Below are 13,003 nucleotides of genomic sequence, written 5' to 3' on the forward strand. Positions count from 1 at the left end.
CTCAAGGCGAGAACCCATGACTCAACGCACCGACTATCCCCACTTCCAACCCATCACCACCCGCTGGCACGACAACGACGCCTACGGTCACGTCAACAACGTGACCTACTACAGCTTCTTCGACACGGCGGTGAACACCTACCTGATCGAAGTCGGCGGCCTGGATATTCATGACGGCGAGGTGGTGGGTTTTGTGGTGAGTTCGGCTTGCGATTACTTCGCTTCCATTGCCTTCCCTGACCGGATAGAAATCGGTTTGCGGGTGGGCAAGTTGGGCAACAGCTCGGTGCAATACGAACTGGCGGTGTTCAAGGCCGGGGAAGACGAAGCCTGCGCGGCAGGGCGCTTTGTGCATGTGTTTGTAGACCGGGCGTCGAATCAGCCGGTGGCGATTCCTGCCGGGTTGCGCGGGGCGCTGGAGCGGTTGGTGGTTTGACGGGCAAAAAAAATCGCAGCCCTTGGGCTGCGATTTTTTGATCTACCGGTAAACGAGGCGATTCAAGCCTCAGTCGCGATAGCGATGGTGATGCTTGCGGTGGCCATAGGCATGACCACGCCCCGGATGGTCGTCACGGTAGTAACGACGATCACCACGGTCACCACGATAGGAACGACGATCATCATCATCGTCATTGCTACTGTTGCCCATGTGATTACCCAGCGCGCCACCGACGCCGCCGCCTGCTGCGGAACCGATCAGGCTGCCGGTGGTGCCGCCCATGCTGCGGCCGACCACGTTACCTCCTGCTGCGCCCAACGCACCGCCAATGGCGGCTTCGCCACGGCTGTGTTTGTCTGCGCCAACTGCGCTACCACCCGCGCCGCCCAGGGCTGCGCCAATGGTGGAACCTGTACTGCCGCCTAATGACTGACCGACGACCGAGCCCAGAACCCCGCCCAATGCGCCGCCCACACCAGCTTCGGTGGTGCCGCCAGCAGAAGCGAAGCCACTGACCAGGCCAAGGGACAACAAGAGAATCGAGGAGAACTTCATAGAGGAACCTCAAGGGGATGACGGCGCGATCCTGAGGCTGTGTCATGGTTGTGACAATCGAAATCCGACGAGTAACACGACTTGAGCACATTTCTATAAGTTACTGTTTTTTAGCTGGAACTTAAGTGTTTTTCGCCGGTCTTTAGCTACTTCGGATAGGCCGTTTTCATGCAAAACGGCCTTTTTTGTGGGCGTTTGGAAAGTGACTGATCCGGAAGATTCGTTGAATGTTCCACCGCTATCGCGAGCAGGCTCGCTCCCACAGTGGATTTGTGTTCAACGCAGATCAAATGTGGGAGCGAGCCTGCTCGCGAAGGGGCCAAACCTGCTACCGCGTCAAGCCGACTTCGCCATAATCAACCCGGTTTCACTCGCCGCTTCCAACCGGATCGCCACAAACTTCGATGTCGGCGTATGGCTGCCATCCCCGATGCTTTCCAGCGGCACCAGCGGATTCACTTCCGGGTAGTAAGCCGCCGCTTGCCCGGCAGGGATATCAAACGCCAGCAGCGTAAAGCCCTTCACCCGACGCACACGGCCATCATCCCAGATCGAAACGATGTCAGCCTTCTGCCCCGGCTTGAACCCCAGGCGAATGATGTCGGCTTCGTTGACGAACAACACATCACGCTGACCTTTCACGCCGCGATAGCGGTCATCAAGCCCATAAATCGTGGTGTTGTACTGATCGTGAGAGCGCATCGACTGCATGATCAGGTCCGGCAATACGCCGGTGGCGCGAGTGCGTTCGTGCACCAGATCTTTAGGCAGGACGTTCGGACGGAAATTGGCGCGCCCCGACGCGGTATTCCAGCGGCGAGCACCGGCGCTGTTGCCGAGGTAGAACCCGCCCGGGTTCTGGATCTTCTCGTTGAAGTCCTTGAAACCCACAATGGTGTCGGCGATCAGGTCGCGGATGCGCCGGTAATCGGCCACCAGCCAGTTCCAGTCCACCGGTTTGCTGCCCAGTGTCGCGGCGGCGATGCCGGCAATGATCGATGGCTCAGAGCGCATCTGGTTCGACAGCGGCTGTAACTGGCCGTTGGAGGCGTGAACCATGCTGAACGAGTCTTCGACGGTCACCGCTTGCGGGCCTTCAGTCTGGATATCGATGTCGGTGCGGCCCAGGCACGGCAGGATCAGCGCCTCTTTACCGTGTGCCAAATGACTGCGGTTGAGCTTGGTACTGATTTGTACGGTCAGGTCGCAGTTGCTCAGGGCCTGGAAGGTCCGTGAGCTGTCCGGAGTGGCTTGGGCGAAGTTGCCGCCCAGACCGATAAAGACTTTCGCGCGGCCGTCGGCCATGGCATGGATTGCCTCGACCACGTTGTGACCGTTTTCACGTGGCGCCTTGAACTTGAAGCGACGCTCCAGGGCGTCGAGGAACGCCACCGGCGGACGCTCGTTAATGCCCATGGTCCGGTCGCCCTGCACGTTACTGTGGCCGCGCACCGGGCACAGACCGGCGCCGGGCCGGCCGATGTTGCCGCGCAGCAACATCAGGTTGGCGATTTCCTGGATGGTCGCCACCGAATGGCGATGCTGTGTGATGCCCATCGCCCAGCACATGATCACGTTCTTGCCTTTGGCGTACATCTGCGCCGCTTGCTCGATTTCAACCAGCGTCAGTCCGGATTGTTCGACGATCTGCTCCCACGAGGTATCGTCGACGATGCCCAGGTATTCCAGCACGTTGACACTGTGTTCATTGAGGAAGTCGTGGTCGAATACGGCAGGCTCACCCGCCTTCTGTGCGTCACGCTCCCACTGCAGCAGGAACTTGGCCATGCCGCGCATGATCGCCATGTCGCCGCCCAATGCCGGACGGAAGTACGCGGTGTTGGTCGGCTTGTCGCTGTTGGTGAGCATTTCGATCGGGTGTTGCGGGTGCTGGAAGCGTTCCAGGCCGCGCTCCTTCAAAGGGTTGATGCATACCACCTGAGCGCCGCGTTTCACCGCTTCGCGCAACGGTTCGAGCATCCGTGGGTGGTTGGTGCCAGGGTTCTGCCCCCAGACAAAAATCGCGTCGGCGTGTTCGAAGTCGTCGAAGGTGACGGTGCCTTTGCCGACGCCGATACTTTGCGCCATGGCCACACCGCTGGCCTCGTGGCACATGTTCGAGCAATCGGGGAAGTTATTGGTGCCGTAGGCACGCACGAACAATTGATACAGGTACGCCGCTTCGTTGCTGGCGCGGCCAGAGGTGTAGAACTCGGCCTGATCCGGGCTCGACAGGCCCTGCAAATGTTTGGCGATCAAGGAGAACGCAGCTTCCCAGCTGATCGGCTTGTAGCGATCGGTTTCGGCGTCATAGCTCAATGGCTCGGTCAGACGACCCTGATACTCCAGCCAATAGTCACTTTGTTCCAGCAACGAACTGACGCTGTGCTTGGCAAAGAACGCACCGTCGACACGGCGTTTGGTCGCTTCCCAGTTCACTGCTTTGGCGCCGTTCTCGCAGAACGCCACCATGCCGGCTTCCTTGGAGTCGCCCCAGGCACAACCGGGGCAGTCGAACCCGCCGTTCTTGTTGGTTTTGAGCATCATGCGCAGGTTTTTCAGCGCGTTGTCGCTGGTCAACCAGGCCCGGGCAACGCTGGCCAGCGCGCCCCAGCCACCGGCCGGGCCTTTGTAGGGCTTATAGCGCGGAACGGGTTTCTGGTCGGCTTGTTGGTGTTGACTCACGCTTGGTTCTCCGTCGCAGGGCTGTAGACCCGCGGCGCATTTTTCTGCGGCAGGTGGATGAGATTGAGGTTGTGGCGACGGGCCCATTGCACGGCAAGGCCCGTGGGCGACGACAGGCTGACCAGGGTCTGGATACCTGCGCGCAACACTTTCTGGATCAATTCGAGGCTGCAACGGCTGGTGACAATCACCAGCCCGCCGGTGGTCGGGATCTTCTGGCGAATCAGCCCGCCGATCAGCTTGTCGAGGGCATTGTGGCGGCCGATGTCTTCGCGACCCAGCAGCAATTGGCCCTGACTGTTCATAAACACGGCGGCGTGCACCGCACCGGAGTACTGGCCAAGAGGCTGAAACGCCCCGATGCGCTGACGCAAACCATCGAGCCATTCGGCGGGCGGCAAGGGTGCGCCGGGCAACACCTTGAGATCTGGCAGTGCCTGTTCCACCGCTTCCACGCCGCAGAGCCCGCAACCGCTGGTGCCGGCCATTTGCCGACGCTGTTGCTTGAGGTTCCAGAAGGCGCGGTTGGCGATGGTCACTTGCGCATATTGCGCTGAACCCGAGCCGCTGAGTTGCAGGTCATAAATGTCGGAAGCGTCTTCGATGATGCCGCTGCCGAGGCTGAAGCCGACGATGAAGTCTTCAAGGTCGGTCGGCGTCACCAACATGACCGCCTGACTGATGCCGTTATAGGCGATCGCCAACGCGACTTCTTCGGCCAGCGCGGTGCTGGCTGATTCGGTGTCTTGAAGGTCGCAGTAACTGTACGTCTGGCTTGCGGCGGGCGCTGGCGTTTCGAGGGCTGGCGCCGCGCAGGCAGGGCGCTTGGCGTTCATGAGGTATCACCGACGGTTTGGGCTGCTTTAAGCCTAGGCGCGTCAACTTGTCGCGTCTAATCGCTAATACTGATCTACCGATAGATGGCGTCGATCAAGAGCTCGGCGGCGATTGCTGAAGAATCGCGAAACAGGCTTCCGCGAGCGCCGAACGTGGGGCGCTGCGACGCATGATCAGCCCCAGCCGGGCGACGGTCTGGGCATTTTCGATGGGTTGCAGGCGCAAATGATCGGTGAGTTTTTCCAGGCCTCCGTCCAGCGGCATCACGGCGCAGCAGAATCCACCGTGCACCGCTTGTAACAATTGGTGGACGGCATCGGTTTGCAGCAACGGCTGCGGAGTGAGGCCACGACTGTGGAAGTTGTGGTCGATGGACTGCCGAAAATGCATGCCGCTGGTGAGCATGCCCAGCGGCAGTTCGATCAGGGACTCCCAACTCAGCGGCGCCTCGCCGAAACTGAAGAAACGCTGATCATAGAGCAGGCCCATGCGGGTTTCGCTGAACGCCAGGGAATCGAAGCGTTCGCCGTCCAGTCGCTCCAGGTACGACACGCCCAGATCCAGACGATTGTTCGCCAGTTGTTCGAGGATCTGTTCAGAACTCAGGGCCGAAAGTTCGAAGCGCAGGTTTGGGTGTTCGGCGTGCAAGCGTTGCATCAGCGGCAGCGGATCGAAGCTCGACAGTGGCACCACGCCCAGACGCAACGTACCGACCAGATTACCGCGACAGGCAGCCGCCTCGGCCTGCAAACCGTCGTAGGCCGCCAACACGGTGCGCGCCCAGGCCAGCACCCGTTCACCCGGTGCGGTGAATCCTTCGAAGCGCTGACCGCGATTGACCAGCGGCAACTCGAGTTCTTCTTCGAGGCTGCGCAGGCGCATGGACAGGGTCGGCTGGGTGATGTGACAACGCGCAGCGGCCTGGCCGAAATGCCGGGTTTCGTCGAGGGCGATGAGGAATTTCAGTTGCTTGATGTCCATCTTCGCTCCAGGGCGCGGGAAGGCTCGGATTCTAGCGCTTGGGGGGAAGCGGCGTCATTGGTCGGGTTGGAACCGTGTATTGCAACCTTGGTCTAGTCTTTTGCGTCTGGAACCCAAAACCCAAAACCCAAGGAGAGCGCACCATGAGTATTTTTAGCTTTGTGAAAGAAGCAGGCGAAAAACTTATCGATCTGCTGACGCCAGGCAACGCCAATGCCAGCGAGCAGTTGAAGGAACATATCAGCAAGGTCGGCCTGGGTAGCCCGAATGTGCAGGCGACGGTGGATGGCGACAAGGTCACCGTGACCGGCGAAGTCGGCAGTCAGGAAGAGAAGGAAAAAATCCTGCTGGCGGTGGGCAATATTGCCGGTGTCGGTAGTGTGGATGACCAGATCACCGTGACCGGGCCAGTGGCTGTGGCCGCGAAGTTTGTAACGGTTGTGAAAGGCGACACCCTCAGCGCGATTTCCTTGCGCGTTTATGGCGATGCCAACAAATATCAAAAAATCTTTGAGGCCAACAAACCGATGCTCAAGGACGTGAACAAGATCTATCCGGGGCAGTCGTTGCGGATTCCCGAATAATGTGAGGTCCGTAGGAGCTGCCGAAGGCTGCGATCTTTTGATCTTGATCTTCGGCAGCTTCGAAACCGCCAAGATCAAAAGATCGCAGCCTGCGGCAGCTCCTACAGTGGATTAAAGGCCTTCGATGAGCTCTCGATAATCCCCCACCGCCGCAAACTCGGCCGTGTCCTTCGGACCTTTACGGCTGTCCGGCTCACTCACGGCCAACAGATGCGCCACGCCAAAATTCCGCGCGCTACGCAGAATCGGCAACGTATCGTCGATAAACAGACTGCGCGCCGGGTCGAAACCGATGTCCGCCTGCAACGCCTCCCAGAACTGCGGATTCTCCTTGGCGAAACCGTAATCATGTGAGCTGATCAACCGCTCGAAGTACGGCGCCAGTTCGATTCTTTCCAGTTTCAATGACAGCGAATCGCGGTGTGCATTGGTGATCAGCACCACGCGCTTGCCGGCTTGTTTGATGGCGGCCAGGAAGGTGTCCGCATCCGGTCGCAAGGCGATCAGGTGCGCGGTTTCCAGTTTCAGTTCGCGCACCGGCAATTTGAGCTCGGCGCTCCAGAAGTCCAGGCAATACCATTGCAACTGGCCGGCGTTGCGTTCGAATAACGGCTGCAATTCCATCTCGGCCATGGCCCGACTCACCCCGTGCAACTCGGCGTAACGCTGGGGCAGGTGTTCCATCCAGAAATGGTTGTCGTAATGCAGGTCCAGCAGCGTGCCGTCCATATCCAGCAGAACGGTGTCGATGTCGCGCCAGGGCAGCAGGGACATAAAAACTTCTCCAGCGGTAAAAAAGATATCCGACGTAAACAATCAGGATAGGCCGGGTATAGTAACGCGCTATCGCCAAGGAGCCGCTCATGCGCCAGAAACCCACCATCCTCGCCCGCGAGATCGTCGCCACCAGCCGTTTGTTCTGCGTCGAAGAGCTGAAGTTGCGCTTTTCCAATGGCGTGGAGCGCACGTATGAGCGACTGGTGGGCAAGGGCGCCGGTTATGGCGCGGTGATGATCGTGGCGATGCTGGATGCGGACCACGCGGTGCTGGTTGAAGAGTATTGCGGCGGCACCGATGAATACGAGCTGTCCTTGCCCAAAGGCTTGATCGAGCCGGGCGAGGACGTGCTGGCGGCGGCCGAGCGGGAGCTCAAGGAAGAGGCCGGGTACGGCGCGCGGCAACTGGAGCATTTGACTGAGTTGTCGTTGTCGCCCGGTTACATGAGCCAGAAGATCCAGGTGGTGTTGGCCACTGATCTGTACGAAGAAAGCCTTGAAGGCGATGAGCCCGAGCCGATGGGCGTGGACAAAATCAACCTGCGAGAGTTGTCGGCCCTGGCCCAGAACCCGCGATTCACTGAGGGCCGTGCATTGGCAGCACTGTATCTGGCCCGTGATCTACTGACTCAGCGTGGAGTGTTCCAGCCATGATTTTCCCCCATCCGTTGATGGCGCCTGTGGTTGAACTGGCGCTGAAAGCCGGTGAAGCGATTCTGCCGTTTTGGCGTGCCAACGTTGCCGTGACTGCAAAATCCGATGATTCCCCGGTGACTGCCGCCGACATGGCCGCTCACCATTTGATCCTGGCCGGGCTGACGGCGCTGGACCCGAGCATCCCGGTGCTGTCCGAAGAAGACGCCAACATTCCCCAGAGCGTGCGCGCCGGGTGGCAGCGTTGGTGGCTGGTGGACCCACTGGACGGAACCAAGGAGTTCATCTCCGGTAGCGAAGAATTTACCGTCAATATCGCGCTGATCGAACAAGGCCGAGTGGTGTTTGGCGTGGTGTCGATGCCGACCAACGGGCGCTTCTACGTCGGTGGTGCGGGTCTGGGCGCGTGGCGTGGCGATCAAGACGCGCAGCCTTTGCCGATTCAGGTTCGCGAGGTTCCTGCTGAGGGTGAAGCGTTTACCGTGGTCGCCAGTCGTCGGCATTCGAGCCCTGAGCAGGAGCGCCTGCTGGCCGGGTTGAGCGACAGTCTGGGTGAACTGCAATTGGCTAACATCGGCAGTTCGTTGAAGTTCTGTTTGTTGGCGGAGGGGGCGGCGGATTGTTATCCGCGGTTGGCGCCGACTTCGCAGTGGGACACGGCGGCGGCGCAAGGCGTGCTGGAAGGAGCGGGCGGTGAGGTGCTGGATTTGAGCGGTGCGCCGTTCAGTTATCCGGCGCGGGAATCGTTGTTGAATGAGTTTTTCCTGGCGCTGCCGGCGAAGGCGGCTTGGCGCGAAAAACTGTTGGCGTTGGCGCGGGCGTAAAGGTTAAAAGATCGCAGCCTCGTTTCACTCGACAGCTCCTACAGAGACACGCGCGCCCCTGTAGGAGCTGTCGAGTGAAACGAGGCTGCGATCTTCTGCTTTAGCGGTGGAGTACGTACTGCCCCGTAAACTTCACCGCATCGTCATCACTGTCGGCATTGACGATCCGCGAATGCAACGTCAACCGCGCCCGTCCATACCGCTTATACATCGCCAAAAACTTCTTCCACACCACCGCACTCGGCGCATGGCAAATCGCCGTCGCGTCCATGGTCACCGGCAGCGGATAACTGATCTGTCCTTCCTGGATCACGATGTGCCCGCCTTCAACCCCTTCTTCACGCAACCGCAAATGCAGCCAGCCCCAACCGGCCAGCACGGCGCCGCAATACAGGCTACCGCCGAACATGGTGCTTTTATGATTGACGTTGGCCTCCAGCGGCAAGTGCAGGCGCAGTTGCTGGTCGTGCCAATCGAGCACTTTGAGGCCCATGTCCCGAGTAAGGGGAATGTCGCGATGGAGGACTGATTCCAGATGACGGCTGTCGCGGCTCATGCACGGATCTCTTGTTTGAAGATGATGAATTGACGGTAGCTCAATCGAGTTCGTCGGTGTGGCTGCTGCCACCGTCGGCGAAGTTCAGCCCGTGTTTGCGCAGTTTGTCGTGCAAGGTCTTGCGTGGGATGCCAAGGGCTTCGGCGAGGCTGCGCACCGAGCTGTGAGAACGCGCCAGTTCGGCGGCGATCAAGCTCTTCTCGAAGTTTTCAACTTGTTCGCTGAGACCGCCGCTGACCACTTCGACTGTCATGCCGACAGCGCCATCCGCTGCGTTATTGTCCAGGGCCAGCTCCAGGCCCAGAGCAAAGCGTTCGGCCGCGTTCTGCAATTCCCGCACGTTGCCCGGCCAGGTGTGGCGCAGCAGCAGGGCGCGTTGTCCCGGTTGCAACTCGTGGGGTGGCAGACCGTGACGAGCGCTGGCTTCATCGGCGAAATGCTGGAACAGCATCAGCGCATCTTCGCCGCGCTCACGCAGCGGCGGAATACGCAGTGGTGCGACGTTCAGGCGGTAATACAAGTCGGCACGGAAGCGGCCCTGATCGGCGGATTGACGCAGGTCTTCCTTGGTCGCAGCGATGATGCGGATGTCCAACGGGATCAGTTGATTACCGCCCAAGCGCTCGACGACCCGCTCTTGCAGCAAACGCAGCAATTTCACCTGCACATCCAGGCTCATGCTTTCGATTTCATCAAGAAATAACGTGCCGCCATTGGCGAATTCGAACTTGCCGATGCGACGCTTTTGCGCACCGGTAAAGGCGCCGGGCTCGTGACCGAACAGCTCGCTTTCTACTACCGACTCGGCCAGGGCGCCGGCATTGATCGCTACGAATGGACCATTACGACGGCTAGACAGATCGTGCAATGCACGTGCGACAACTTCTTTACCGGCGCCGGTTTCGCCAAGGATCAGCACATCGGCCTTGGTCGCCGCCAATGCACCGATCTGCTCGCGCAGGCGCAGCATCGGCGCCGATTGCCCGACCAGTCGGGTGCTCAGTTCATTGCGATCGCTCAGGGCCAGACGCAGGCTGCGATTGTCCAGCACCAGCCGGCGCAGGGCCAGGGCGCGGCGCACGCTGTCGAGCAAGGCGTCGCTGGCAAAGGGTTTTTCCAGAAAATCATAAGCCCCGGCGCGCATGGCTTGCACCGCCAGCGGCACATCGCCGTGACCGGTGATCAGCAGCACTGGCAGCTCCGGGTCCTGGGCATGCAGTTCAGTCAGCAGTTCGAGACCGTCCATGCCCGGCATGCGGATGTCACTGACCACCACGCCGGGCCAGTCGCGTTCCAGTTGCGCGGCCAGGCCCTTGGCTTCAGCGAGCGGCAGGATTTTCAGGCCGGCGAGGTCCAGGGTCTGGCTCAGCGCCTGACGCAGGTGCGGATCGTCGTCGATCAGCACGACCTGGATGCGGTTGTCGATGGTCATGCACTTCGGTCCTCGGACGGTTGCAGGCTCACACCCGGTGCGCCTGCACGCAACTTCAGGGTAATCAGGGCGCCACCTTCCTTATGGTTGGCGAACGACAGTTCACCACCGAAGGCGCGCATCAGGGTTTCGCAAATCGCCAGCCCTAACCCAAGCCCCTGAGTGCGGGTTTTGGTGGTGTAGAAGGGCTCGCTGGCGCGGCCAAGTGCCTCCAGGCAGAACCCGGGGCCATTGTCGCGAATGTACAGATTGACGCCGTCGGCAGTGGATTGGGCACTCAACCAGAGCTTACGCGGTGGGCCTTTCTCCGTCAGGGCGTCCAAGGCGTTGGCCAGCAGATTGCCGAGCACCTGGCGCAGACGGGTTTCCCCGGCCTCGACCCACAGGGTGGCGGCCGGCAAGTCGCGGATCAGCTCGACTTCCATGCTGCGTCGACGCTTGGCCAGCAGCGCCAGCGCATCGTCCAGCGCCGGTTGCAAGCCGACGCTTTCCGGGGCGTGGCGATCGCGCCGGGCGAAGGCGCGCAGGTGGGCGATGATCGACGCCATGCGCCCGGTCAGTTCGCTGATCAACTTGAGGTTGCCGCGCGCATCGTCGGTGCGCTGATGATCGAGCAGCACCTCGGCGTTTTCTGCGTAGCTGCGGATCGCCGCCAGCGGTTGATTCAATTCGTGGCTGATACTTGCCGACATGGTGCCAAGGGCCGACAGTTTGCCGGCCTGCACCAGATCATCCTGAGCACGAACCAGCTCTTGCTGGGCCTGTTCGCGTTCCAGCACTTCCTGTTTCAGTCGACGGTTGAGGCCTTCGAGGTCGCTGGTCCGCTCGGCTACCCGGCCTTCCAGCTCGCGACGGGCCTTGGCTTCGAAGGCGATTCGATCAAGGTAATGGCGGCGGCGCTGCATCATCAGACCCAGCAGCAGCATCAACACCAACAACGTCGCGCCGCCAATGGCGACGACCGTGCGTACCGGGCGATCGATCAAAGTGCGTGGGGCGAGAATGCTGACGTTCCAACCGGTTTCTGCGATGGACTGGGTTTGTGTCAGCCAGGCGTTGGGGTTGAGCCGCAATGGTTTGGGATCACGGGTCGGATAAGGTTGAATCGCGGTGATCGCTTTACTTTCCTCTTCGCCCAACGGGCGGGTCGAGCGGAATCGCCACTCGGGCCGCGACGTGAGAATGACCACGCCGTTATGGTCGGTCAGCAGCAGTTGTTCCGGGGTTTTGCCCCAGAGGCTTTCGGTGTGGTCCAGGTCAACCTTGACCACCAGCACGCCGATGATCTTTTCGCCGTTACGCACGGCCGCGGCGAAGAAATAGCCGCGCTTGGCCGATGTCGTGCCCAAACCGAAAAAACGCCCGAGCCGCCCGGCCATGGCTTCGCTGAAGTACGGACGAAAGGAAAAATTACGCCCGACGAAACTGTCGTGTTTGTCCCAGTTGGACGCGGCCAGGGTCTTGCCCGTGGTGTCCATCAGGTACATGACTTCGGCGCCGGTCTGGGCACTGATATTTTTCAACAAGCGATTGGCGTTGCCCTGGGTGACGCCATCGTCGGGCGCGCCGAGGACGGCTCGCAGGGCCGGCAGATCGCCGAGGATCTGCGGCAACACTTCATAACGGTGCAGGGTGCCCAGCAGGTTGGCGACGTAAAGATCGAGGGTCTGACGGTTCTGCCCGGCCAGTTCGCTGCGGTAGTACCGCTCGGCCAGATGCTGCAGCGGCCACAGCAACGGAGCCAGGCACAGCGCGAGCAGGGCCAGGCTGCGCCAGCGGGGTCTGCGGGGGAGGGTCGGAGTCATGAGCATCGAGCGCCTGTGGGTACAGGCGCATTATGCCTAGGCTTGCGTGCGCAGTCTGCGCGCCGTGGGTCAGGCACGCTTGCGCGGTGAAGATTCAGACGGTGTTTCAGGAAAAGACGTCAGCATCCTTGAAGAACGCGGCGGCCTGATCTTTGCCGGACAGTTGTGGCGCTTCGTCCAGTTGCCAATCAATGGCCAGGTCCGGATCGTCCCAGCGAATGCTGCGCTCGGCGGACGGGGTGTAGTAGTCGGTGGTTTTGTAGAGGAATTCGGCGAACTCGCTCAGCACCACGAAACCGTGGGCGAAACCCTCCGGGACCCACATTTGACGATGGTTCTCGGCAGACAGACGCACGGCCACCCACTTGCCGAAATGTGGCGAACTGCGGCGAATGTCCACCACCACGTCGAGTACTTCACCGGCTGTGACGCGAACCAGTTTGCCCTGAGTGTTTTCCAATTGGTAATGCAGGCCGCGCAATACGCCTTTTTGCGAGCGCGAGTGGTTGTCTTGAACGAAGTTCGTCTCCAGGCCAGTCGCTTCTTTGAAAGCCTTGGCATTGAAGCTTTCATAGAAGAAACCGCGCTCGTCACCAAATACCCTGGGTTCGATGATCAGAACACCGGGAAGGTCGGTGGTGACTACTTTCATGGTCTTTCTCCAGCAATAGGCGTTGATGAGCGTCATTCTTGCGCAAAGTAGCGGCGGGCGCGAGTGAACCGTGGTTCACGGTAATCAAACTCTGGGTGCAGTCCTGAAAGTTTGAGGTTTTCGACGCGCAAGGCGCTGAAGGTTTTGTATCTCCAATGGTCTTAATACGAGCCATCGTTCGCTACATTCACCTCACCGAAGTACCGGTACTTGGACTATAGAC

The 13,003-nt window shown here is 60.2% G+C and carries 13 protein-coding genes; 4 read left to right on the forward strand and 9 right to left on the reverse strand.

All coding sequences use genetic code 11. The features are described from left to right. Positions 1-16 precede the first annotated feature (16 nt). Positions 17-436, forward strand: coding sequence for an acyl-CoA thioesterase (locus tag EAH74_RS19640; RefSeq protein ID WP_123367049.1), 420 nt, complete (start codon positions 17-19; stop codon positions 434-436). Positions 437-505: 69 nt separating this feature from the next. Here EAH74_RS19640 and EAH74_RS19645 read toward each other — a convergent pair whose 3' ends face one another. The 4 genes from EAH74_RS19645 to EAH74_RS19660 form a co-directional block, all read right to left on the reverse strand. After that, positions 506-994 carry a glycine zipper domain-containing protein gene (locus EAH74_RS19645; RefSeq protein WP_123367048.1) on the reverse strand — a complete coding sequence of 163 codons (489 nt, stop codon included), beginning with the start codon at positions 992-994 and terminating at the stop codon, positions 506-508. 336 nt (positions 995-1,330) lie between these two features. Continuing rightward, on the reverse strand, positions 1,331-3,679 hold the full coding sequence (locus tag EAH74_RS19650) for an FdhF/YdeP family oxidoreductase (protein ID WP_140680478.1): 2,349 nt from the start codon (positions 3,677-3,679) through the stop codon (positions 1,331-1,333). Continuing rightward, the gene (gene fdhD / locus EAH74_RS19655) at positions 3,676-4,515 is read right to left on the reverse strand and encodes a formate dehydrogenase accessory sulfurtransferase FdhD (RefSeq protein ID WP_140680480.1); all 840 of its coding nucleotides are present in this window, start codon (positions 4,513-4,515) and stop codon (positions 3,676-3,678) included. Before fdhD ends, EAH74_RS19650 begins: the two co-directional genes overlap by 4 nt. A 94-nt stretch (positions 4,516-4,609) precedes the next feature. Then, positions 4,610-5,497 (reverse strand): LysR family transcriptional regulator, encoded by an 888-nt coding sequence (locus EAH74_RS19660; protein ID WP_140680482.1) that lies wholly within the window; start codon positions 5,495-5,497, stop codon positions 4,610-4,612. 143 nt (positions 5,498-5,640) lie between these two features. Here EAH74_RS19660 and lysM point away from each other — a divergent pair, with 143 nt between their 5' ends. Continuing rightward, the gene (gene lysM / locus EAH74_RS19665; RefSeq protein ID WP_140680484.1) at positions 5,641-6,081 is read left to right on the forward strand and encodes a peptidoglycan-binding protein LysM; all 441 of its coding nucleotides are present in this window, start codon (positions 5,641-5,643) and stop codon (positions 6,079-6,081) included. 111 nt (positions 6,082-6,192) lie between these two features. Here the strand turns inward: lysM and yrfG are convergent, their stop codons facing one another. Beyond that, complete coding sequence (gene yrfG, locus EAH74_RS19670; RefSeq protein ID WP_140680486.1) at positions 6,193-6,855, reverse strand: GMP/IMP nucleotidase; 663 nt, start codon at positions 6,853-6,855, stop codon at positions 6,193-6,195. An 89-nt stretch (positions 6,856-6,944) separates the two neighbouring features. On the opposite strand from yrfG, the gene nudE reads away from it, so the two are divergent. Both nudE and cysQ read left to right on the forward strand, forming a co-directional pair. After that, the gene (nudE, locus tag EAH74_RS19675; protein ID WP_033058385.1) at positions 6,945-7,511 is read left to right on the forward strand and encodes an ADP compounds hydrolase NudE; all 567 of its coding nucleotides are present in this window, start codon (positions 6,945-6,947) and stop codon (positions 7,509-7,511) included. Then, positions 7,508-8,335 (forward strand): 3'(2'),5'-bisphosphate nucleotidase CysQ, encoded by an 828-nt coding sequence (cysQ, locus tag EAH74_RS19680; protein WP_140680488.1) that lies wholly within the window; start codon positions 7,508-7,510, stop codon positions 8,333-8,335. The genes nudE and cysQ overlap by 4 nt, the downstream gene beginning before the upstream one ends. Before the next feature lie 100 nt (positions 8,336-8,435). Here the strand turns inward: cysQ and EAH74_RS19685 are convergent, their stop codons facing one another. From EAH74_RS19685 to rfbC, 4 genes are all read right to left on the reverse strand, one after another. Next, positions 8,436-8,891 carry a YiiD C-terminal domain-containing protein gene (locus EAH74_RS19685; protein WP_140680490.1) on the reverse strand — a complete coding sequence of 152 codons (456 nt, stop codon included), beginning with the start codon at positions 8,889-8,891 and terminating at the stop codon, positions 8,436-8,438. Between the two features lie 40 nt (positions 8,892-8,931). Further along, a complete protein-coding gene (locus EAH74_RS19690) occupies positions 8,932-10,323 on the reverse strand; it encodes a sigma-54-dependent transcriptional regulator (RefSeq protein ID WP_140680492.1) in 1,392 nt (463 codons plus the stop codon). Further along, entirely contained in the window at positions 10,320-12,128 is a 1,809-nt protein-coding gene (locus tag EAH74_RS19695; RefSeq protein WP_140680494.1) for a sensor histidine kinase, read from the reverse strand. The genes EAH74_RS19690 and EAH74_RS19695 overlap by 4 nt, the downstream gene beginning before the upstream one ends. A 106-nt stretch (positions 12,129-12,234) precedes the next feature. Then, a complete protein-coding gene (gene rfbC, locus EAH74_RS19700) occupies positions 12,235-12,780 on the reverse strand; it encodes a dTDP-4-dehydrorhamnose 3,5-epimerase (protein ID WP_140680496.1) in 546 nt (181 codons plus the stop codon). Between the last annotated feature and the right edge of the window lie 223 nt (positions 12,781-13,003).

The sequence above is a fragment of the Pseudomonas mandelii genome (assembly GCF_006438925.1).
GTDB lineage: Bacteria > Pseudomonadota > Gammaproteobacteria > Pseudomonadales > Pseudomonadaceae > Aquipseudomonas > Aquipseudomonas mandelii_C.

What these genes read in the sequence shown, in the direction of transcription:
- fdhD (WP_140680480.1), bottom strand. Translation starts at nt 4,515, where the DNA reads ATGAACGCCAAGCGCCCTGCCTGCGCGGCGCCAGCCCTCGAAACGCCA.
- EAH74_RS19660 (WP_140680482.1), bottom strand. Translation starts at nt 5,497, where the DNA reads ATGGACATCAAGCAACTGAAATTCCTCATCGCCCTCGACGAAACCCGG.
- lysM (WP_140680484.1), top strand. Translation starts at nt 5,641, where the DNA reads ATGAGTATTTTTAGCTTTGTGAAAGAAGCAGGCGAAAAACTTATCGAT.
- yrfG (WP_140680486.1), bottom strand. Translation starts at nt 6,855, where the DNA reads ATGTCCCTGCTGCCCTGGCGCGACATCGACACCGTTCTGCTGGATATG.
- EAH74_RS19695 (WP_140680494.1), bottom strand. Translation starts at nt 12,128, where the DNA reads ATGACTCCGACCCTCCCCCGCAGACCCCGCTGGCGCAGCCTGGCCCTG.
- EAH74_RS19645 (WP_123367048.1), bottom strand. Translation starts at nt 994, where the DNA reads ATGAAGTTCTCCTCGATTCTCTTGTTGTCCCTTGGCCTGGTCAGTGGC.
- nudE (WP_033058385.1), top strand. Translation starts at nt 6,945, where the DNA reads ATGCGCCAGAAACCCACCATCCTCGCCCGCGAGATCGTCGCCACCAGC.
- EAH74_RS19640 (WP_123367049.1), top strand. Translation starts at nt 17, where the DNA reads ATGACTCAACGCACCGACTATCCCCACTTCCAACCCATCACCACCCGC.
- EAH74_RS19685 (WP_140680490.1), bottom strand. Translation starts at nt 8,891, where the DNA reads ATGAGCCGCGACAGCCGTCATCTGGAATCAGTCCTCCATCGCGACATT.
- EAH74_RS19690 (WP_140680492.1), bottom strand. Translation starts at nt 10,323, where the DNA reads ATGACCATCGACAACCGCATCCAGGTCGTGCTGATCGACGACGATCCG.
- cysQ (WP_140680488.1), top strand. Translation starts at nt 7,508, where the DNA reads ATGATTTTCCCCCATCCGTTGATGGCGCCTGTGGTTGAACTGGCGCTG.
- rfbC (WP_140680496.1), bottom strand. Translation starts at nt 12,780, where the DNA reads ATGAAAGTAGTCACCACCGACCTTCCCGGTGTTCTGATCATCGAACCC.